Origin of the sequence: Pseudomonas sp. W15Feb9B, assembly GCF_000828175.1 — a bacterium.
In the GTDB taxonomy this organism is placed as follows: Bacteria; Pseudomonadota; Gammaproteobacteria; order Pseudomonadales; family Pseudomonadaceae; genus Aquipseudomonas; species Aquipseudomonas parakoreensis.
Window position 1 is genome coordinate 85,240 of the sequence record NZ_JTKF01000041.1, and the last position, 21,443, is coordinate 106,682.

General features: G+C 61.3%; 16 protein-coding genes. All 16 read right to left on the reverse strand.

Features of this window, described 5'->3' with window-relative positions:
- Window positions 1-223 precede the first annotated feature (223 nt).
- A complete protein-coding gene (gene pseI, locus OC71_RS20970; RefSeq protein ID WP_041073015.1) occupies window positions 224-1,276 on the reverse strand; it encodes a pseudaminic acid synthase in 1,053 nt (350 codons plus the stop codon).
- Entirely contained in the window at window positions 1,269-2,774 is a 1,506-nt protein-coding gene (gene pseG / locus OC71_RS20975) for a UDP-2,4-diacetamido-2,4,6-trideoxy-beta-L-altropyranose hydrolase (RefSeq protein WP_041073016.1), read from the reverse strand. The genes pseI and pseG overlap by 8 nt, the downstream gene beginning before the upstream one ends.
- Window positions 2,771-3,466, reverse strand: a complete 696-nt coding sequence (gene pseF / locus OC71_RS20980; protein WP_041073018.1) for a pseudaminic acid cytidylyltransferase — start codon at window positions 3,464-3,466, stop codon at window positions 2,771-2,773. The genes pseG and pseF overlap by 4 nt, the downstream gene beginning before the upstream one ends.
- Window positions 3,463-4,083, reverse strand: coding sequence for a pseudaminic acid biosynthesis-associated methylase (locus tag OC71_RS20985; RefSeq protein ID WP_041073020.1), 621 nt, complete (start codon window positions 4,081-4,083; stop codon window positions 3,463-3,465). Before OC71_RS20985 ends, pseF begins: the two co-directional genes overlap by 4 nt.
- A 31-nt stretch (window positions 4,084-4,114) precedes the next feature.
- Window positions 4,115-5,272, reverse strand: a complete 1,158-nt coding sequence (gene pseC, locus OC71_RS20990; protein WP_041073022.1) for a UDP-4-amino-4,6-dideoxy-N-acetyl-beta-L-altrosamine transaminase — start codon at window positions 5,270-5,272, stop codon at window positions 4,115-4,117.
- Complete coding sequence (pseB, locus tag OC71_RS20995; RefSeq protein ID WP_027614222.1) at window positions 5,269-6,270, reverse strand: UDP-N-acetylglucosamine 4,6-dehydratase (inverting); 1,002 nt, start codon at window positions 6,268-6,270, stop codon at window positions 5,269-5,271. The genes pseC and pseB overlap by 4 nt, the downstream gene beginning before the upstream one ends.
- 30 nt (window positions 6,271-6,300) lie before the next feature.
- On the reverse strand, window positions 6,301-9,216 hold the full coding sequence (locus tag OC71_RS21000) for a TIGR00180 family glycosyltransferase (RefSeq protein ID WP_041073025.1): 2,916 nt from the start codon (window positions 9,214-9,216) through the stop codon (window positions 6,301-6,303).
- A 55-nt stretch (window positions 9,217-9,271) separates the two neighbouring features.
- Window positions 9,272-10,009 (reverse strand): cephalosporin hydroxylase family protein, encoded by a 738-nt coding sequence (locus OC71_RS21005; RefSeq protein WP_027614220.1) that lies wholly within the window; start codon window positions 10,007-10,009, stop codon window positions 9,272-9,274.
- A 17-nt stretch (window positions 10,010-10,026) separates the two neighbouring features.
- Window positions 10,027-11,097, reverse strand: a complete 1,071-nt coding sequence (locus OC71_RS21010) for a class I SAM-dependent methyltransferase (RefSeq protein WP_041073027.1) — start codon at window positions 11,095-11,097, stop codon at window positions 10,027-10,029.
- Window positions 11,094-11,945: an NAD(P)-dependent oxidoreductase gene (locus OC71_RS21015; protein ID WP_041073029.1), complete on the reverse strand. Its 852-nt coding sequence runs from the start codon at window positions 11,943-11,945 to the stop codon at window positions 11,094-11,096. The genes OC71_RS21010 and OC71_RS21015 overlap by 4 nt, the downstream gene beginning before the upstream one ends.
- Window positions 11,942-13,168, reverse strand: coding sequence for a class I SAM-dependent methyltransferase (locus OC71_RS21020; protein ID WP_041073031.1), 1,227 nt, complete (start codon window positions 13,166-13,168; stop codon window positions 11,942-11,944). Before OC71_RS21020 ends, OC71_RS21015 begins: the two co-directional genes overlap by 4 nt.
- Window positions 13,165-13,725 carry a dTDP-4-dehydrorhamnose 3,5-epimerase family protein gene (locus tag OC71_RS21025; RefSeq protein WP_041073033.1) on the reverse strand — a complete coding sequence of 187 codons (561 nt, stop codon included), beginning with the start codon at window positions 13,723-13,725 and terminating at the stop codon, window positions 13,165-13,167. Before OC71_RS21025 ends, OC71_RS21020 begins: the two co-directional genes overlap by 4 nt.
- Window positions 13,722-14,804: a CDP-glucose 4,6-dehydratase gene (gene rfbG / locus OC71_RS21030; RefSeq protein ID WP_041073035.1), complete on the reverse strand. Its 1,083-nt coding sequence runs from the start codon at window positions 14,802-14,804 to the stop codon at window positions 13,722-13,724. The genes OC71_RS21025 and rfbG overlap by 4 nt, the downstream gene beginning before the upstream one ends.
- Window positions 14,786-15,559, reverse strand: coding sequence for a glucose-1-phosphate cytidylyltransferase (rfbF, locus tag OC71_RS21035; RefSeq protein WP_041073037.1), 774 nt, complete (start codon window positions 15,557-15,559; stop codon window positions 14,786-14,788). Before rfbF ends, rfbG begins: the two co-directional genes overlap by 19 nt.
- Window positions 15,560-15,814: 255 nt before the next feature.
- Window positions 15,815-17,575 carry a calcium-binding protein gene (locus OC71_RS21040; RefSeq protein ID WP_041073039.1) on the reverse strand — a complete coding sequence of 587 codons (1,761 nt, stop codon included), beginning with the start codon at window positions 17,573-17,575 and terminating at the stop codon, window positions 15,815-15,817.
- Between the two features lie 235 nt (window positions 17,576-17,810).
- A complete protein-coding gene (locus tag OC71_RS21045; protein ID WP_041073041.1) occupies window positions 17,811-21,404 on the reverse strand; it encodes a glycosyltransferase in 3,594 nt (1,197 codons plus the stop codon).
- Between the last annotated feature and the right edge of the window lie 39 nt (window positions 21,405-21,443).

Below are 21,443 nucleotides of genomic sequence, written 5' to 3' on the forward strand. Positions count from 1 at the left end.
GCTTCCCAATAAAAAACAGCCCAAAACCACCGCTCGCAAGGATTCGAGGGGCGCCGACAAACAGAAAACGGCCGCCACAACGGGCAGCCACGGGGAGCGCAAAGGGCTATCACTGGAACCGATTACACGGCCAGGCGCCATCTCCCCGGTCAATACAATACAGTGAAGATGCGCGTTATGACTCGCAGGTCACGCTATTTTGCCGAATCGGTGGCAGATCGGGTTATTCGACCAACGACCAGTCCAGCGGCGTGCCGCGTTTGATCGCCTGACGAGCGCGGCGACCGAGGACAGCATCGGTGTGCTTGGGCGGCAGACCGAGACCAGGGCGAATGGCGCGCAGATTGTCCCGGGAAAAGGGCTCACCGGCCGCCATGTCGGCAGTGACGTACAGCGAGCGGCGATAGACCAGCGACTTGCGCTCGGCCTCGGTGACGCCGTAATGCACCTGGCCCATGGCTTGCCAGGCGCGTTCGGTTTCCACCACCAGACTGGCCAGCTCCGCAGGTTCCAGCGAGAAACTGGCGTCGACGCCACCTGCCGAACGGTCGAGGGTAAAGTGTTTTTCCACCACCGTTGCCCCGAGTCCCACGGCGGCCACGGACACACCCACGCCCATGGAGTGATCGGACAGCCCGACTTCACAACCGAACAGTTCACGCAGATGCGGGATCGTGCGCACGTTGCTGTTGAGCGGAGTCGCGGGGTAAGTGCTGGTGCATTTGAGCAGCACCAGATCCTTGCACCCTGCCTCGCGGGCGGCGCGCACGGTTTCGTCGAGCTCGGCGATGCTGGCCATGCCGGTGGAGATGATCAGCGGTTTGCCGGTCGACGCCACACGGCGGATCAACGGCAGATCGGTGTTTTCGAAACTGGCGATCTTGTACGCCGGCACGTCGAGGCTTTCGAGAAAGTCCACCGCCGTGTCGTCGAACGGCGTCGAGAACGCGAGCATGCCCAGTTCTTTGGCCCGAGCGAAAATCGGCGCGTGCCACTCCCACGGGGTGTGGGCCTTCTCATACAGGTCGTACAGCGAAGTACCCGCCCACAGGCTATTCGGGTCTTTGATGAAAAACTCGCCCTCGGCCAGATCCAGGGTCATGGTCTGCGCGGTGTAAGTCTGCAGCTTCAAGGCATGCGCCCCAGCCTTGGCGGCGGCCTCGACAATCTGCAGCGCCAGCTCCAGCGACTGATTATGGTTGCCGCTCATCTCGGCAATGATGAACGGCGGCGCATCGGCACCGATCAGACGCTCGCCAATCTTGAAACTACTCATCGCGGTGATCCTTCAAAACCTGGGTGAACGCGCAGGCACTCTGGGCGAATCCGGCGTCACGAAACACATTTAAAGAGGGGCGATTGCCCGGCAGCACCTGAGCGGTGATGGCGGTGATCTGCGGCCAGTGCTCGCGGACGAACGCCTCACCTCGCGCCAGCAGCGCCCTGCCCCAGCCCAGACCAAAACGCCCGCGCAGCAGATACAGCGACACTTCAGCCTCGAATCCACGCAAGTCATAACGCAAGACGCCGACCGGGCCGTCATCGGCCTCGGCAATCAACAGCAGACGCTGCGGGTTGCGCAGGCTCGCCGTCAGCCAGTTCAGGTGCTGCGGCCATTCGATTGCAGCCGTGTCCAGTGACCAGCGCCGCACAGCCTCGGCATTGCGCCCGTCGAACAACAATTGCGCATCATCGAGGGTCGCCGAGCGCAGCGTGAGCACGGCACCGGCCAGCGCTGCCGCCACGCGCAACGCACCGCGCCCATCGACCAGTTGCCGTGAACGCTCGGCCAGACTCTGGCGCAGATAGACATTGTCGACGACAAAACCGATGGCATCGCGCAGTTGTTCGACGCTGACCTGCTCGCGAGCACCCATGAACACATGCGCCCCCGCCGCCGCCATGACTTCGCCGTTGGCCTGCTGATTGTTCGATACCGCGATGCAGATCGTCGGCAGGCCCAGCGCCGCGCGCTCCCAACTGGTGCCGCCACCGGCGCCGATAAACAGATCGGCCGCGGTCATGCGTTGCTGGAAATCGCTGACGAAACTGTGCAGGCGCCAATGCGGCCGTGTGGCGGCCAGTGCCTGCATTTGTGCCCACGCCGGGTTGTCTGCACCGGCGACGAAATCCACTTCCAGTTCGGTGAAGTCCTTCAGCGCCAACATCGCGTGATGGGTCTGCATCGCCGCATCGAAACCACCGAAATTCACCAGCACCCGGCGCGCCTTGGGCTTGATCGCAATGGCCGGGCAGACGAACTCCTCGCGCAGCATGGCGTAGCGCGGGCCGAGCAAGGTGCGGCAGCCTTCGGGCAGCAGCGGCGCATAGTTTGCGCTGAGACCGGACAGGTTCTGATTGAGCAGCAGATCAACGCTGTAACGGCGGGTGGCGAGATCGTCTACTGCCGCGATCCGAGGTGCCCAACGGCGCGCTGCGGTTTGCCAGTGATGATCGAGGCCGTAGTGGTCGGCGATGATCCAGTCGAATGCGGCGTGACCTGCCAGCAAGGCGTCCAGCGCCTCGATGTCTGCCTGCCACGGCAGCATCGATTCGATGGCCTGTTGCGGGTCTTCGTCGGGGTAGAAGTCCGGCAAGGCGAAGGTCTCGAAACCTTCGGCAGCCAAGGCATCAAGCCGATGCCCGGGCAGCCGCCGACAGGCAAACGCGACATGACTGCCTTGCTGGCGCAGCACCCGCGCCAGCGTCAGGCAGCGGGCGATGTGGCCACTGCCGATGGTCGGCGAAGCGTCAGCGCGGATCAGTACTCTCATTGCAGTTCTCCGCCGGCCTTGAGCGCGGCGTAGAGGTATTCGGCGCGTTTCCAGTCTTGCAGCGTGTCGATGTCCTGCACCAGATGTCGCGGCAGAATGACCGGCAGGCTGGCGGGTGAATACAACACATCACCGCGCAGCCACGCTTCGCTGCGGCCCCAGTAGAACTGGCCGGCGTCCTGAAAGGCTTCGGGCAGATCCTGCGAGCGGGTTTGGCGGAATTCCGGATACAACGCGGTCAATGCGCCCTGCCCGTCCACCGTTAGCGCCCGCTGTACGGGGAAACCAAAGCTGCACACCGAAAAAGCAAACGACTTCTGCGGATGCTGCTGCAACAACTCGAATCCCTCGCGCAGAAAGCGTGACTGCAACAACGGCGCCGTGGCGTACACGCAGCAGGCGTAATCGAACGCGGGCAGTTGCTGCAAGGCATGCACGATCACCGCAGCGGTGCCGGTGAAATCATCCGCCAGTTCAGCCGGGCGCAGGAACGGCACTTGCGCACCGTGGGCCAGCGCCAGCTCGGCAATTTCCGCGTCATCGGTACTGACCACGACCTGTTCGAACAAGCCACTGTCGAGCGCCGTACGGATCGAGCGGACAATCATCGGCACGCCGTCGAACGCCAGCAGATTCTTGCGCGGGATGCGCTTGCTGCCGCCACGGGCCGGGATGATTGCGACGCTGTTCAAGGACGTTTTTCCAGTAGAAACCAGGTGATGTCGTCCACCGGGAATTGCGGGTCTCGGTGATAACCAAAGCCGTAATCGAGCAATTGCAGATCGGCATAACGATCGAGCATTTCCCCGGCGAAATCGCGCTTGAACAGCTTGCCGCTGTTGCCGCGATAGGACACTTCCACCGGTGCCGGGTTGTAGTATTCGGCGATCAGAATGTAGCGCTGGCTCAACGCATACAACTGCGCATAGGCAGTCGGCAGCAGCTCCGGCGCCAGATGGATCAGCACGCCTTTGCTCAGGGTCAGGTCGTAACTGCGCTCGCGCGGAAAGTCGAACAGCGAGCCGTGCCAGATCTGCGCGATGCCCAGTGCCCGCGCCTGAGCACAGGCGCTTTCATTGATCTCGACGCCGAACAATTCACTGTGCGGCAGCAGTTGACGCAGCGCCTGCAGGTTGTTGCCGGCATTGGTGCCCAGCTCAACCACACTGTCGATGCGCCCGGCGCGGCTCAGGGCCTTGGCGAACAACGCCAGGTTGGCCGCGACCAGTGGCTGACCGACATTGCGATCGACGTACTGGTTGCCGAAATCGCCCTGCCAGAATTTTTCCTGCTCACTCAGATCACGCATTGCACAGTCTCATTCGCCGCCGCAGCGGGGTTTATTCGGTCAGCCGGCGCAATTGCTCGACCACATGATCCTGCTGCTCATCACTGAGCAACGGATACAGCGGCAGGCTGATCGCCTCGGCGTAATAACGCTCGGCTTCGGGGAAGTCGCCTTCGGCAAAACCCAGGTCGCGATAGTACGGCTGCAAATGCACAGGAATATAGTGCAGGTTCACGCCGATGCCGGCGGCACGCAAGCCTTCGAACACCTGACGATGGGTCAGGCCGATGCGTTCGGTCTGCAAGCGCACCACGTACAGGTGCCACGCCGATTCCGCCTCCGGCTGCGCGCTGGGCAAGGTCAGTGGCAGGTAGGCCAGCAACCGGTCGTAACGCGCCGCCAGTTCGCGGCGACGGGCAATAAACCCGTCCAGTCTGGCCAGTTGCGACAGACCCAGCGCCGCTTGCAAATCGGTGATCCGGTAATTGAAGCCCAGCTCGATCTGCTGGTAATACCACGGCCCGTGGCTGGGTTCGCTCATCTGCTGCGGATCGCGGGTCATGCCGTGGCTGCGCAGGCGTTGCAGACGCTCGGCCAGTTGCGGGCGATTGGTCAGGACCATGCCACCTTCAGCGCTGGTGATGATTTTCACCGGGTGGAAACTGAACACGGTCATCGCCGCAAATTCCCCGCACCCCACCGGGCGCCCGGCGTAGCTGGCGCCCACCGCGTGCGAGGCGTCTTCGATCACGGTGAAATTGTAGCGCTCGGCCAGTTCGGCAATCTTGCGCAGGTCGCAGCTCTGCCCGGAGAACGCCACCGCCACCAACACTTTCGGCAGCGTGCCGTCCTGCTCGGCCTGATCGAGCTTCGCGGCGAGGGCGAAGGCATCGAGGTTCCAGGTCAGCGGATCGATGTCGACGAAATCCACCTCGGCGCCGCAGTAGCGTCCGCAGTTGGCCGAAGCCAGAAAAGTGTTCGGCGTGGTCCACAAACGGTCGCCCGGGCCCAGGCCGGCAGCGAGACAGGCGATGTGCAGCGCCGCCGTGGCGTTGCACACCGCCACCGCGAAGTCGGCCTGGCAACGTTCGGCCATTGCCTGCTCGAAACGCTCGATAGTCGGGCCTTGAGTCAGCCAGTCCGATTGCAAAACCTCGACCACGGCATTGATGTCCGCCTGATCAACGCTCTGCCGACCGTAGGGAATCATGCCGACAACTTCGCGTGCAGCTCGGCGATCTGCCCGACCGAGAGGTAGTGCGGATTGGTGTCGGAGCGGTATTCGAAATCCTCACTCACCGGCCGGCCATGTTCGCCGAGCTTGTCGATGGAGAAATCGACATCGACGCTGGTAAAGCGGATGGAAGGCTGGATGGTGTAGTGATCCTCGAATTCCAGGGTCATCCGCGCATCGTCCAGCGGCACCATCAGTTCATGCAGTTTTTCCCCGGGACGAATACCGACGTTCTTGTGCGGCAGATGCTCGGCCATGCCCCGCGCCAGATCGACGATGCGGATCGATGGGATCTTCGGCACGAACACTTCGCCGCCGTGCATCCGCGCAAAGCTGTCGAGGACAAACTGCACGCCGTGATCGAGGGTGATCCAGAAGCGCGTCATGCGCTCGTCGGTGATCGGCAGCTCCTGCGCACCGTCGGCAATCAGCTTGCTGAAGAACGGCACCACCGAACCCCGCGAGCCCGCCACGTTGCCGTAGCGCACCACGGCAAAACGCGTTTGTTGCTCACCGGCAATGTTGTTGGCGGCGACGAACAACTTGTCCGACAGCAGCTTGGTCGCGCCGTACAGGTTGATCGGGCTGGCGGCCTTGTCGGTGGACAGCGCCACAACCTTTTTCACGCCGTTATCGATGGCGGCGGCGATGATGTTCTCCGCACCATTGACGTTGGTGCGGATGCACTCGGTGGGGTTGTACTCCGCCGCCGGCACCTGCTTGAGCGCCGCCGCATGCACCACGTAGTCGATGCCGCGCATGGCCTGCCGCAGACGGTCGGCATCACGCACGTCACCGAGAAAGTAGCGCATGCACGGCGCGTTGAACGTCTGCTGCATTTCGTACTGTTTGAGTTCATCGCGGGAGAACACCACCACGCGCTTGGGCTGGTATTGCTCAAGCAGACGGGCGATGAATTTGCGCCCGAACGAGCCGGTGCCGCCAGAGATGAAGATCGATTTACCGTTGAACATGTGCTGATTCCTGTTGCTTGTCCGACGGACTCAAGCGAGTAACTGTGCCCAGTTGACCGGCGTGCTTTCACCCAAGGTAAAACCTTTGCCGATGAGGGATAGATTGGCGTTATAGGCACTGTCCTGCGCAAAGGCGCCGCCCCACTTCTCACGCAAAGCAGCCAGGGCTGATGGCGCTTGCGGCAAGAGGCCCGGATGCACAACCTGCACCAGCGGCGTCCACACAATGAGGTAACCCGCATCACCGGCCTTGAGGCACAGATCGACATCGCTCAAGCCGTCGGCGAACGTCACTTCGTCCAGACCGCCCAGTGCGTTGAACAGTTCTTTGCGGATCATCAGGCACACCTTCGACACCGCCGAATAGTTTTGCTCGACCGCCAGGCGCTGCATGTAACCTTCAGCGGCGTGTTTTTCACCGATAAAAGGCGAACCCACGCCATCGTTCAGACCAACAATCAAACCGGCATGAGCGATCTTGCCGTCACGATCGACGAGTTTGGCACCGACGATAGCCACTTCCGGACGCTGCGCGTGATTGAGCAACGAGTCGATCCAGTTCGGATTGACGACCTCGCTGTCAGCCGCCAACAGCACCAGATATTCACCCTGCGCCTGCTCGCTGGCGGCGTTGTACAACGCCGTCTCGCCGAGCGGCTGATCGGCACGCAGCACATTGACTTTGGGGTTGCGCAGCGTGCCCAGCCAGTCATTGACCTCGGCCGACTGATTCGGATTCGCTGCAATCAGCACTTCATAGCGGCTGTAACGGGTTCTGAGCAACACGCCTTCCAGGCAGCGACGCAGTGCCGGCAGGTCGTCGATGGCTGGGACGATGATCGACACCAGCGGCTGTTCGGCATGACGGTAATCAATCTGATAGGTACCGGGCGTCGCCGAGGTGACCCTTGCCTTGTATCCGCGATTGGTCAAGTGACGCAGCAGCGCCTGACGCTCGTGGGCATTCTCTTCCAGCACCGAGGCCTGGGTGATCAGCAGTGGCTCGTCGAGGTGCGCCAGGCCGCCAATGCCGCCCTGTTCGATGATGCGCAGCAGCAGATCCAGTTCCAGGGCCTTGCTGAAGTCGGCCTGATAACCACCGGCTTCGAGCAACACTTCGCGGCGAATCAACCAATGACGCGCCATCAGCGCTGGAACGCTTTGCAGCAGGTCCAGATTGAAGCCCGGGCGGAAGACGTCGACCAGCGCACCGTTTTCCTTGCGCTGGATTTCATCGGTGGCGACGGCGCGCACGCCTGTGGCGGACATCAGTTCCAGACTGGCCCGCAACAAGCCGCCAGCGGTGAACTCGTCGCCCGCTTGCGCCAGCAGCAGCCAGTCGCACGCTGACTGCTGAGCACTCTGATTCAACTTGTCGACGTAGTTGCTCTGGGTAACGCGCACGAAGTGCAGGGTATTTTGCGCGGTGGTCGCCACCGGCGGCTCGCCCGTGGTGAACACCACAATCCTGAACGCTTTGCAGTGCCCCTCGAGCAGACTGTCGAGCGAGACCTGCACCTTGTCGATCTGGTCATCCAGATCCAGCAGGAAGATGCCGAACTGCGGACCAACGTCATGGGCTGACAGATGTCGAGTGATCGACTCGACCTGTTGCGCCGACGGCTCACGCGCGGCCAGCCACTGCAGCAGGCGACCGGATTTCATGTTGTCGAAGACTGCCTGATGGTCTTCAATCACCAAGGCTTCAAGCCGATCGATCCACTCGTTCACCGACCCGGCGGCTTCGTCTTCACCCATGTTATTCAGATGCGCGGCAAGGCGTTTGACGACTGTCTGGTTGAAAGCATTGAGGTCGTGCGCCTGCCACAAACGGTCGACCACACTTTCCGGCGTATCGTTGTTACGCGCCTGCAGCAGGTGCGCCTGACGCGTCCATATCCCCTCAAGCCCTTCCAGTTGCATACGGCCGGCGGGCATGGCGTGCAGCATGAATTCGAACTGTTCCAGACGATCGAAGAACGGTTGGTTGTAGAACGGCATCTCGACGTACTGCAACGGACCAAAACGACGATCCGGATGCCTGAGGTTCTGGTTCCAGGTGGATTCGAAAATCAGTTCTGCAGTCAGCGCGCGCCCAGTCTTCAAGCTGTCAGCCATGGCCTCGAAACTCTGCAGGGCAAACGCCTTGAGCTGTCCGGCGTCGAGCCCTTGAATGGCGGTTGGCAGAGAGGCGAGAAACTCGGCAAAGGCCTCTCGCTCGGCAACCGATTTGCCGTCGGCGTAGGTCAGCGAGTGATACACATCGGTATTGTGCTCGGATACACCGTAGTTGATCTCACGCACCACATAAGGCATCGGCAGGATCCGCGCCTTGGCACTGGCCAGCAGGTAATAGACGTGACCGATTTCCTGCCACTGGAAATTGGTACCCGGTGGCAACGCCGAATGCCAGTTTTTCATCAGGTCAGTACGGGTCACCGCGTAGAACGGCGGGATGTACTGACTCATGTAATCGATGACCCGATCCTGCGCCCGCTCGGACGAATAGTCTTCCTGGACTTTCTTGTCACGCCGGTAGTAGTTCACGCCGTGGGCCAGAGACAGGTACATCAGGCAATAGCCGTGGCACATGCCGTAATCCTGGTTCGCCTGCAGGAAGTTCACGGACTCGGTCAGCGAATCGTGCAGGATGAAGTCATCGTCGGCCGCCAGCACCATATACGGCGTGGTCAGCTGCTCCACACCATAAGCCAGTTTGGCCTGCATGCCCCAGTAGGCGAACTGCGGCACATGGTGATAATCGACGGCAGAAAAATCCCCTTCAGGCCGCTCGACCGTCGAGTCGAGCACCATGATCCGGCAGGGCAAGCTGCTGTAATACTTCACCGCCCGGCGCAGGAACGCCGGCCGATTGTGAGTAATCAGCACCACGGTCAACAGCTCGTTGAGCGGTAGCGCCAGTTCAGAACTGTACTTGCCTTGCATAACTTCTCTCCACAACCGGCGACTCGCCGAGATAACGCTTTGGTGATGGTGCGAATTAACGAACGCGACGCAGATAGCCGTCCGGCGCCACGGTGATCAGCAGCTTGTTCTGCAACTGCTGGTCGATCTCGAAGTCCTGATTCTCTTCCAGGTACTTCCACACCGCGGTTTTCGGGTTGTCGCCCGGGCCCCATGGGCGATCCGGGAAGAAATCGGCCGGCATGTCTTCAACCACGGTGTCCATCACCACGCAGTAGCTGTCGACCGAGACCAGCGGCGCATACAGGCGCAGCTCTTCGAGCACGTGGTCGTGGGTGTGGTTGGAGTCGAGGACCAGAATGACCTTCTTGCCTTTGGCCGCAGCCTGCACCTGAGCGGCGATGGCCGGATCGATGCTCGAACCTTCGATCATCTTGATGCGCTTGGCCATCGGGTGGCTTTCGATCGCTTCACGGTTGTGCGGGCGGATGTCGAGGTCGATGCCCAGCACTTCGCCGTGACCTTGCAGTTCCAGCAGAGAGGCGTAATAGATGATCGAACCGCCGTGGGCGATGCCGCACTCGATGACCAGATCCGGCTTGACCTGCCAGATGATCTCCTGCATTGCCATCATGTCCTGCGGCAGCTGGATGATCGGGCGGCCCATCCACGAGAAGTGATAGCTGTACTTGTGTTTGGCCGATTCGTTGAAGAAATCACGGGCCAGGCCAGTGAGTTTCTGGTCGTCACCCTGCTGGGCGATCTGCTCGCGGCACTCGGCTTCGAAGGCTTGGTTGATGCTGTTGTCGGTCATGTTCAAAATCTCAAGGGTCACTGGAACGAAGCGCTGTCAACGGCGTGATAGACGTAACGTCCACCGGTCATCCGCTTGATTTCTTCGAGGTAATTGGAGTTCATCACAAACAGGTGGGCGCCTTCGGGCAAGGCGTCCATGGCCTCTTGCGGCGAGGACACCCGCGCGCCGCTCAGTGGCAGATAACGTCCCTGCTTGGCGGGGTTGATATCCACCACGCGATCCACCGCGACACCCGCGCGCTGCAGGAACAGCGAATAGATCACGCCTTTGGACGACGCGCCCCAGATCGCCGAACCCTGTTCAGGTGCGCACTGGATGATCTGCACTGCACGCTCAAGGCTCGCCGTGAAACCGTCCGGTAGCGTCAGGCGTGGCACCGGTTGCTGCGGGGTCAGGCGCAACGTCGACAGGTCGGCGACGATGTACAGGTACTGGCCGCCAAACAGGTGGCCGGCCTCGTGCACGGTGCCGAACATCCGGCGCAGGTCATCGAGGCGGAAATAATTGACGTGCTCGTAGAACAGGTCGAACCACGCTTTGTGCTCGAGGATCCAGTCGAAGCACGGCACTTCGATGTAGATCTGCCCGCCCTGGTTGGCTTCGGCGATCACCGACAGGAAGCTGACCGGGTCTTCGATGTGTTCCAGCACATGACGCAGCACGATGGCGTCCGCGGCCAGGCCGAGACCTGGGGTGAACGGCGCCTTGATTACGTCGGCGTTTTCGCCTTCGTAGGCCGGATCAATCCCGGTGATCGAATAACCGAGGCCCTTGAGCAGCTCAAGAAAGTAGCCCTTGCCGCAGCCGACTTCGATCAGCTCCCGGCCCTTGAAGTGTTTGGCGATGATGCCTTCGACGTCGCTCAGGTGCTTTTGGAACTGGCCCGAATGGGCCTGTTCGTTCTGATAGTCGGCGTCATAGCTGAGCTTGTCGGCATCGAACGCGGCGTTGAAGATCAGACCGCTGCGCTCATCCTGCACCAGCAACATGTCGGCGCTGGCCGACGCCTTTGCCGATTCAGGGTCGGCAAAGGTGCGGTTCTGCAACACCGGCAGGTCGGTGACCCGATACAACTCGTGCCTCATTGCGGCTCTCCCAGTAGCTGTTGCAAACGCTCGGTCACGGCCCAGAACGCCATCGGTTCATGGGTCGGATAGGGGTAATGGCCGAGGTTCAGATTCAGTGCCGCACCGCGCTCGCGCAGACGTTGTTCAACCAGTGTGCGCACCGATACCGGCTGGCCGCTGGCGCAATTGATCACGCCGTTGAAATCGCGCTGATGGACGATCGCGGCGAGGTAATCAGCAGCGCTGGCGATCGGCAAAAAGTCGCGCAGTTGCTCGCCGCCGGACATGTTGAACGACGCCTCCCCGGCATCGATCGCCCGGTCCAGCGCCGCCAGCAGACTGTTGGGGTTCTGCCCTTCGCCATGCAGGTAGAACAGACGCGCCCACTGCAAAGTGAACGGTTTTTCCTGCTGCAGATTGTGCAAAAACAGCTGCAGCGTGTGTTTGGCCAGACCGTAAGGATTGCTCGGCTGCGGCTCGACGCTTTCGCTGAGCGGGCCGCTTTGCATGCCGTACTCGAAGCAGGTGCCGGTTACCAGGACTTGCGGTACGCCCGCCTCGACCGCGCCTTTGATAAAGCGGTAGTCGGCCATCAGGTTGTGCTCGAAATGGAACAGCGCCCGATAGTTCGGCAACCCCGGCCAAGCCAGGTGCGCCAGCACGTCGATACCGTCGGTGAGCGCCGCAATGTCGAGATCCGACGCGTGAATATCCGCCGCGACGAATTCGACGTCATTGATCCATGGCATGCTCGCAGCCGTATCTGTATTGCGCGCCACCGCGCGCACGGCGCAGCCACGCGCCAGCAACGCCGCGACCAGATGCCGACCGACGAAGCCCGTGGCCCCGCTGACCAGGACTTTCACAGGACTTTCATCTCAGGCACGGCGATCACGAAGCGCCCGTCCCACTGACGCACTTGCGCCAGTTGCTGACTGACTTCGTGCAGCAGGTTCCACGGCAACACCAGCACGTAGTCCGGTTTTTCGATGTCGATCTGCGTCGGCGCGACAATTGGAATACGACTGCCCGGCAAAAACTTGCCCTGCTTGTGCGGGTTGGCATCGGCCACCCACGCCAACAGATCCGGTTTGACCCCGGCGTAGTTGAGCAAGGTGTTGCCCTTGGCCGCCGCGCCGTAACCGACCACACGCTTGCCCTCGGCCTTGGCCTGCAACAGGAAGCGCAGCAGTTCATGCTTGATGCGTTCGGCAGCCGGCGCGAGGGTCGCGTAGTACTCAGGGGTTTTCACCCCGGCAGCGAGCTCGGCCTGCAACTGTTGCTGCACCGCCGACTGCACCGCACGACGCTCACCGTCCTGGCGTTGCACGAACACCCGCAGCGAGCCGCCGTGAGTGCTCAACTGACTGACGTCGAACACTTCCAGACCATTGCGCTCGCACAGAGTCTGCACGGCGGTCAGCGACAGATACGAATAGTGCTCGTGGTACAGCGTGTCGAACTGCGCGCCAGCCATCAGCGTCAGCAGTTGCGGAAATTCGAAGGTAGCGACGCCGGTCGGCTTGAGCAGCGTGGCGAAACCACCAAGGAAATCATTGATGTCCGGCACATGCGCGAGCACGTTGTTGGCGGCCATCAGGTCGGCGCCCCAGCCTTCGCTGTGCAGCTGCGCAGCGCTGTCGCGACCGAAGAACACTTCACGAATCTGCAGACCCTTTTCCCGCGCCGCTTGCGCGGTGCTGCGGGTCGGCTCGACACCCAGACACGGAATGCCGCGAGCAGCGACGTATTGCAGCAGATAGCCGTCATTGGCGGCGATTTCGACCACACGGCTGTCAGCGTTCAGAGCAAAGCGCTCGACCATCTCGGCGACATAGCGCTCGGCATGGGCCAGCCAGGTGCTGGAGAACGAGCTGAAGTAGGCGTACTCGGCATCGAACAGGCTGTCGGCGCGGGTGTAATCCTCGGTCTGCACCAGCCAGCACTGCTGGCACACGGCGACCTTGAGCGGCACCCATTGCTCGGCCTGTTCCAGGCGCTCGGCGTGCACGTAGGCGTTGGACGGTGGCGAGGTGCCGAGGTCGATCAGCGGCAGGCTCAGCGGTGCGGCGCACCCACGGCAGTTCATAGACGCACTCCGGCAAAGTGTTGATCGAGCGCGGGATGGCTGGCATCACGCGCTGACAAATTATTGACAGGCAACGGCCAGGCAATCGCCAGCCGTGGATCGTTCACCGACAAGCCGCCTTCGTGCTCCGGCGCGTAATCGGCGCTGTGCAGGTAAAGCAGTTCGGCGTCGTCGGTCAGGGTCTGGAAACCGTGGGCGAAGCCGGCCGGGATCAACAGGCTGCGACCATCGCCAGCCTTGAGGTGCTCGGCGTGCCAGTGCAGAAAGGTCTCGGAATCCGGACGCAGATCCACCGCCACGTCCCACACTTCACCGCGCAGGCAGGTGATCAGCTTGGCTTCCGGCGCATTGGCATTCTGGTAATGCAGACCGCGCACGCTGCCCTTTTCACGGGTGCAGGAATGGTTGATCTGGCGGATGTGAAATTCGCGGCCGAACGCACTCAGGCTGCCTTCGCAGAACAGCCGGGCGAAATGCCCGCGCTGATCTTCGAAGCGTTTGTGCTGGACGCTGAACAGCCCGGCCAGCGGCAACGCCTTCAGGGAGAATTCGCTCACAGCGCGCCTCGGTACAGGTTCAATTGGCCGAGGGTCACGGCACGCATGTCATCGCCGTTCTGCCACGCCAGATGCCAGTCGAGGGTCTGGGTCAGGCATTGCTGCAAGGTCCAGCGTGGCTGCCAGCCCAGCACCTGACGGGCACGGCTGCTGTCCAGACGCAACAGACCGGCCTCGTGCAGTTCGCTTTTCTCGATGCGCAAACCACGTGCCTGAGGCCAGCGGTTGGCAAGCAGTTCGACCACTTCGCCGACGCTGCACATGTCCGCCTCGCCCGGGCCGAAATTCCACGCCCCGGCGTATTCCGGGCCTTGCTCGTAGAGGCCGGCGGCCAGTTGCAGGTAACCGGCCAGCGGTTCCAGCGCGTGCTGCCATGGGCGCACGGCTTGCGGGTAACGCAGGGTGACCGGCTCGTCTGCAGTCCAGGCCTTGAGCACATCGGGAATCAGCCGCTCAGGGGCGAAGTCACCGCCACCCAAGACGTTGCCGGCGCGCGCGGTGGCCAGGGCCAGACCGTGTTCAGCGTACTTGTCAGCCGGGAAAAACGACGCGGCGTAAGACTGCGCCAACAGTTCGCAGCAAGCCTTGCTGCTGCTGTAGGGATCGTGGCCGCCGAGGGCTTCGTCTTCGCGGTACGGCCACAGCCATTCCTTGTTGGCGTAGACCTTGTCGGTGGTCACCAGCACGCAGGCGCGCACGCAACCAACCTGACGAATCGCTTCGAGCAGGTTCAGCGTGCCCATGACATTGCTGGAGTAAGTGCCCAGCGGGTCGCGATAACCTTCACGCACCAGCGGCTGCGCGGCCAGGTGCAGGACGATCTCCGGCTCGGTGTCGGCGATGATCTCCAGCAACGCGCCGAGATCACGCAGATCGCCACGTTGATCGTTGATCCCTTCGTGAACCCGCGCCAGTTCATACAGGCTCGGTTCGGTCGACGGATCCAGCGAAAAACCGCTGACTTGCGCGCCGAGGCTTTGCAGCCACAGGCTCAGCCAGCTGCCTTTGAAACCGGTGTGACCGGTGACCAGTACGCGTTTGCCGCGCCAGAAATCCGCACTCAGGCCCATTGCTTCCATGGGGCCTCCCCGCTCTGCCACAGCGCTTCGAGGTGGTTCTTGTCGCGCAGGGTGTCCATCGGATGCCAGAAGCCTTCGTGTTCGAAGGCGTTGAGCTGTTCGTCCTGAGCCAGACGCGCCAGCGGCTCGGCTTCCCAGGTGGTTTCATCGCCAGCGATATAGGACAGGACTTTGGGTGACAGCACGAAGAAGCCGCCGTTGATCCAGCCACCGTCGCCGCGCGGTTTCTCGGTGAAACCCAGAACCTGATCGCCTTGCCGCTCGAGGGCGCCGTAACGTCCCGGCGGCTGCACCGCGGTGACGGTGGCCAGGCGACCGTGGGCTTTGTGGTATTCGACGAGTTGAGCAATGTTGATGTCGGAAACACCGTCGCCGTAGGTGAAGCAGAACGCCTCTTCATCCTTGAGGTAACGCCCGGCACGCAGCAGACGGCCACCGGTCATGGTTTCCTCGCCGGTGTCGATCAGGGTGACGCTCCACGGCTCGCTGTAGTTCTGGTGCACGTCCATGCGGTTATTGCGCATGTCGAACGTGACGTCGGAGGTGTGCAGGAAGTAATTGGCGAAGAAGTCCTTGATCGCATAGCCCTTGTAGCCCAGGCAGATCACGAAGTCGTGAATTCCGTGAGCGGAATACTGCTTCATGATGTGCCAGAGAATTGGCTTGCCGCCGATCTCGATCATCGGCTTGGGCTTGAGGTGCGACTCTTCACTGATGCGCGTGCCGAGGCCACCCGCCAAAATAACTGCCTTCATCGTCTCCCCTCTCGTTCGTCACCGGGCTGCGCATGGCTTGGTTGAGCGATGCGGGCCGTCTGGCTAACCCTTTTGCCGCCTGCGGCGCCGCTGCGATGACCGCGAGCGCTCGTTTTATGGCGATTTGAGGGGGACTTGCAGGAAACGCGCCAGCTCCGCGAGCGCTGCGTCGGCGGGAGTTCAAGGCATGAAAAAGGGATGAGTCCGTTGCCGGAATCATCCCCTTCATCAAGCGACTTCAATGAATCGGACGGATCAGCCAAACATCGCGAATCCATCGATCGTGGCCGGCAGGTCGTAGGACTGGCCGTCAGCGGTCTGCAGATGTTCGATGTTGTTGTACCCACCCACATACCAGTCCACCAGTTTCACGCCATTGGCCGGCACACCGCTGCTGCCGTCATTGGCGCCGTGCAGGTAGGCATCGTCGCCGACGCGCGTGACGCTCAACTGACTGAGGTTGGCAATGGTGTTCATGATCAGGGTGTCGTTGTAGCTGCTCGCCATATCCTGAATGGATACCAGGCCTGGGGCATTCACCACATAGGTGTCATCGCCATCGCCACCTATCAGCGTATCGTTCTGCGGCGCCTCGCCATCCAGACCGGATGCCAGGCCTCCATAAAGAATGTCCGCACCTGCGCCACCCTGAATGAAATCGTCGCCCGCACCGCCTTCCAGAATGTTGTCGCCCCAATCACCTTGCAGCACATCATTGAAATGGCTGCCACGCAGGTTTTCGATGTCGATGTACGTGTCGTAGAGAGCGATCCCGCTCTGCGGGCCCCAGCCGAGAGAAACGCTCAAACCCTCAGTGCTGTCTTCATAGCTGACGGTATCGACACCGGCTCCGCCTTCGAAGCGATCGCCACCCGCGCCGCCGAACAGGACGTCGTTGCCGGCGCCCGAAACGATGACGTTGTCCCCGTCATTGCCGTAGCCCGTGAAGTCTGCGGTGCCGGTATACGTCATTTTTTCAATGAAGGGGTCCATGTGCAGCGACGACAGGCTGGTGTACACATGGTCGATGCCACCAAAGAGGTCTGTCTCGACGATGCTGACACCGGTGCTGTTGATGGTGTACGCATCGTCGCCCATTCCACCTTCCAGCGTCACGCCCGCGATGTTGGCCGTGAATTGGTCAGCGGACGATGTGCCGATGACCTTCTCCACGTTCAGCAACGTGACACCCGCGGCACCGGCGCGCTGGCCGATGTCGACGCTGACGCCATCCCAGGATTGGCGATAGCTCACGGTGTCGTAGCCATCGGCGCCATCCACGGTCATGGCGTTATCGAGCAGGTACACCTCGTCATCGAAATTCGATCCCTGAATTGCCTCGATGCCGGTGAACGTATCGCCGTAGGCAATGGTCAAGCCATCGTAGTTGGCAAAGTCCAGAACCCGAACACCTTCAAGGCTGTCGGTGTAGCTGACAGTATCGTAACCATCGCCACCGACAAAGTGGTCGGCACCGGCACCGCCCCACAGCCAGTCATTGCCCGCACCGCCGATGATTTCGTTGTCACTGGCGTTGCCGTAACCCTTGAAATCGCCGGTACCGGTAAAGGTCAGCTTCTCGATGAACGGATCCATCTTGATCGTGTTGAGGCTGGTGCGCAGTTCGTCGTAGCCACCGTAGTTTTCTTCAACGAGGGTCACGCCTTCGGCGTCGACGATGTACAGATCATCACCGCCGCTGCCCTCCAGCGTCACCCCGCCCACGGAAACGGTGAACGTGTCGTTGTGGTAACTGCCGGCCACCTTCTCCACCGACACCAGCGTATCGACCTTGCCGTCAGGCCCTGCGACCGTTGCCGCACCGATGCCAAACTCGACGTTGACTCCCGACCCCATTGCGTAATAGTTCGCCGTGTCAAAACCTTCACCACCGTCGAGCAGGTCGGATCCCGCACTGGCCAGCAGTTGATCGTCGGACTCCAGTCCATGGAGTTCGTCATTGCCATCGGTGCCCGACAGGACATCCGCTTCACTCGTTCCATTTACTACTGCCATTTGCTTCTTCCTTGCGTTGTTGTCGAATCCGGAAATCGGTCACCTCAGACGCTGGCCGGACAGGTCTTCGCTGACCGTGCCAATTGAGCGCATGGAAAGGTATCGACAGAAAAATCCCGATGCTTGAGCCCGCCGCCAAAAAAAGTATCCGGCTTGATACAAAAACTTTTTGCCATGCAAAAAAAACAGGCGACTCGAAAGTCGCCTGTTTTTCAGTGGGCCGTGCGTGAATTGATCAATCCGCCAACCAGCCATACTCCCAATACCGCAGGTTATCGCCACGCAACACGTAGTCACGCAGCACTACCTCACGCAACTCATCACCCATGCGGTAACTGGCATCCGGATCGGCCAGGTGCATGCGGATCGCTTGCAGCCACTCGTCCGTGCTGTTGGTCTTGATCCGGGTACACGGCAGATAACCACGATAGGCCTCGGTGTCGGTGCAGATCACCGGATAGCCGCAGGCACCGTACTCCAGCAGCCGCAAGTTGCTTTTGCAGTCATTGAAGACGTGGAATTCCAGCGGCGCGAGGGCCAGGTCCAGGTTCAGGCTGGCCAACTTCGCCGGGTAGACCTCCAGATCGATCACGCCGTGGAACTCATGCATGTACGGCAGCAGATCGTCCGGGCACATGCCGAAGAAAACCCAGTCGACTTCGTTGGCCAGTTCGCGCACCACATCGGCGATCACCGCCAGATCACCGTGGTGACTGGTCCCGCCGCCCCAACCGACCCGTGGTTTCTTCGAGGTGCGGCGTTGACTGCGCAAGTGGCTCCACAAGTCCTTGGACAGCATGTTCGGTACGACACGAATGTCGTGGTGCATGTCGGACAGCACGTTAGCCAGGGGCTGGGTCGATACGACCACACGATCACACAGACCGATGGCACGTCGCACCATACGCTCCATGTCCTGCTTGCTCGGCATGTTGCGGATGTGCGCATTGCGATGGGGAACGTCGATGACGTAGTCATCGAGCTCGAAGATGCGCCGCGCATTGAAGTATTTTTTCAGAGGCGGGATTTCATCGATGGCGTGTTCCGAATAGCGCCCTTGCAGCACGATCACATCAGGCGACTGGCGCTCGATATCAATGATCGACGGCAAACCGTAGCAAATGCGCCCCTCGACTCTGTTAGCCGCCTGCAACTCGATCATCGGCTGACTCATGCGGTAATGGCCGATGGCCGAGGCGTTGATCGGCACCACCAGCACATTCGGCAACTGCGCTTTGGAAAAGGCACTCCAACCGGTTCGCAGGCCAGGCTCAAGACTGAAGTTGGTGGCACCGACCCCCTGCAGAGTCAGGTTAATGTTGTAGGCCGGATCGCGGGCGATGGTTGGCAACCAGCGCTGGTAGAAGGTTTCCCTTTCCTCGGCGAACAGCGCTTCGTCTTCAGTCGTCGCCGCGGCGCTCGGGCGTGCGCCCACTGCGAGCATGGCGTGGGGATTCAATACCACCAGGTAGCCTTCGCGGCCGACCCGCAAACACAGATCCACGACGTTCAACGTCTGCTTCAGATCCTGTTCGTCGAGCCCACCGGCAACCTCGAAGACCGACTTGCGAATCATCAGGCAATCGCCGCCAACCGCGCTCAGGTCATGCACCGCTTGCAGGCGGAACATGTACCCGTCCGACTGCACGGGCTGGCCATAGAACGGCAGACCGACCGGGCCGTTCAAACCGAGAATCAGCCCGGCGTGCAACACACCACCGTCCGGATTGAACAGCTTTGCACCGACCACGCCGACTTCCGGGCGCTGTGCATGATTGAGCAGTTCGTCGAGCCAGTCGGCCTGCGTGATCACCGCAAAAGCATTGAGCAGCAACACATACTCGCCACGCGCATGGCTGACCGCAAAGTTGTGCGCGGCCGCCGCATTGCCCTTTTGCGGATAGCTCAGCACACGAATCCGCTCACTGCCCAGTTGCGCCATACCGTCCAGCCACACCCGCGCCTCGGCGCTTTCGCTGCCGTTGTCGACCAACAGTAATTCGTACTCGGTGTAAGCGGTCTTTTCCAGCAGCGTTTCAACACAGCGCTGCAATGCAGCCGTCTGGTCTTGAGTGACAATCACCACCGACACCAGCGGGCGTCGCGCATGAAGATAATCCACGCGGTTGAGCAGTTCGCTGCCGCCACGGCGGATGTCATGGGCAATCCCCAGGCGTTGCAGATGCGCTTCGAGAATCCGCGGGCTTTGCGCCACGACACCGGGCTCGGTCAGCCACTGGGAGAGGTCGAATTTGGACTCCAGCAACACTTCGGCGATGTGTCCCACGACGTGCAAGCCGTCGTTCTCGACCATCCGCCACAGCGCATCATGCGGCGCCAGTTCGGCAAACGTCGGCGTAAAGCCGCCGAGCGCCAGAAATCGCTCACGCTTGAACGCCAGGGCGCGCCCGACGTAGGGATAACTGCGCATCAGGTCGAGGTTGAAATCCGGTTTGAACGCAGGTTCTGCCGACTCGCCGTTGCGCAGGCTACCTTCGTCGCCGTACAGACATGTCAGGGTTGGGGTGTGCGCGATTCGGTCGGCCATGACCAGCAACGCCGGCGCCACCAGGCGATCGCCTGGCTGCAACAGATAGAACCAGTCAGCCCCTTCGAGCTGCGGCAGCAGTGTGTTGATCTGCTCCAGCCCATCATCCTGCAACGGCATGTGGAACACTCGCCCGTCAAGCCGCGCCTCGGTACACGAAGCGGACAGGACCAGGATCAGCTCTGGCGGATAATCCTGCGCAGCGAGCGCCTCCAACGTGCGCTCCAGACCATCGCGACTGCCCTGCCCGTCAATGATGATCGGTACGATGCGCGGCTGGCAGGGCCAACTGGCGAGCGTTTCCGGCAACCAGTGACGTTGCTGCTCGGTGAGCACCCGACATGCCAGCCACTGCGCGTACAGTTCGCCGAAGCTGAAGCTGTTGACGCCGACTCCCCACTCCTGACGGCTCTGCTTGGAACCCAGCGTTCGACTCAGGGGCAACTCTTGCCAGACCCGGGGCAACTCATCGGCCCGGGACAGCGGAACATAACGCACCCATCCCGGAGCAGGCGCCGATTCACCGCTGCGCGCCTTGAGCATTTGCGAAATCCACTCACGCTCGACTTGCGCAGCATCCTTCATCGGTTGCTGTGCACTCAGACGCTCCGGGTAGAGGCGTTCGGCACTGAGTACGCTGTTGGACACCGCCAGATTGCCGCGCCGCAGCAGGCAGACATACAGGGCAAAATCCAGCGTCGCGACGAAGCAGGCGCCGTCCTCGGTCAATGCCGGCAACAGCTCAACGACGTCGGCACGACGCATCAGCGCATTGCTGAATCCACCGAGCACGTTGACCGGGAATTTTTCAAAGATGCCCAGTACGTCGTCGCCCTTGAGCAAGCCACTGACTGGCGACAACGGCGTGTTTTCGATGCGCGCCGGCAGAATGATGTCGTTTGCGTCCCAGAGCAGCCGTTGCGCCACCACCAGGCTGACTTCTTCACGCTGCATTTCATGGGCCTGCTGCTCGATGCACGCGGAATAGAGCAGATCGTCATCGCACAGAAACTTGATGTACTCGCCCTGCGCCTGCTCGAGACAAGCCTTGAGGTTATCGACCAGCCCCAGCGTCCGCGGATTGCGCACGTAGCGTACGGCCACACCTGTCTGTTCGGTCACAGACGCGGTGATGGCTTCGATCTCGTCGCCGCGACTGTCGTCGCACACAATGATTTCGAGTTGGCCATAAGTCTGGCTCACCGCACTGTTCAAGGTCCGCTCGAAGAAGCGCGGATTGAAGGCGGGAATGACCAGACTGACGAGAGGAAGTGGATTCACGGCGGGCTCACAGGCGGTACGAGCCCGCTCGGTAAAGCG

Bases quoted from the DNA above. Each gene is read 5' to 3' on its own strand.
- pseI (WP_041073015.1), bottom strand. From the start codon at position 1,276: ATGAGTAGTTTCAAGATTGGCGAGCGTCTGATCGGTGCCGATGCGCCG.
- pseG (WP_041073016.1), bottom strand. From the start codon at position 2,774: ATGAGAGTACTGATCCGCGCTGACGCTTCGCCGACCATCGGCAGTGGC.
- OC71_RS20985 (WP_041073020.1), bottom strand. From the start codon at position 4,083: ATGCGTGATCTGAGTGAGCAGGAAAAATTCTGGCAGGGCGATTTCGGC.
- pseC (WP_041073022.1), bottom strand. From the start codon at position 5,272: ATGATTCCCTACGGTCGGCAGAGCGTTGATCAGGCGGACATCAATGCC.
- pseB (WP_027614222.1), bottom strand. From the start codon at position 6,270: ATGTTCAACGGTAAATCGATCTTCATCTCTGGCGGCACCGGCTCGTTC.
- OC71_RS21000 (WP_041073025.1), bottom strand. From the start codon at position 9,216: ATGCAAGGCAAGTACAGTTCTGAACTGGCGCTACCGCTCAACGAGCTG.
- OC71_RS21005 (WP_027614220.1), bottom strand. From the start codon at position 10,009: ATGACCGACAACAGCATCAACCAAGCCTTCGAAGCCGAGTGCCGCGAG.
- OC71_RS21010 (WP_041073027.1), bottom strand. From the start codon at position 11,097: ATGAGGCACGAGTTGTATCGGGTCACCGACCTGCCGGTGTTGCAGAAC.
- OC71_RS21020 (WP_041073031.1), bottom strand. From the start codon at position 13,168: ATGAACTGCCGTGGGTGCGCCGCACCGCTGAGCCTGCCGCTGATCGAC.
- rfbG (WP_041073035.1), bottom strand. From the start codon at position 14,804: ATGGAAGCAATGGGCCTGAGTGCGGATTTCTGGCGCGGCAAACGCGTA.
- rfbF (WP_041073037.1), bottom strand. From the start codon at position 15,559: ATGAAGGCAGTTATTTTGGCGGGTGGCCTCGGCACGCGCATCAGTGAA.
- OC71_RS21040 (WP_041073039.1), bottom strand. From the start codon at position 17,575: ATGGCAGTAGTAAATGGAACGAGTGAAGCGGATGTCCTGTCGGGCACC.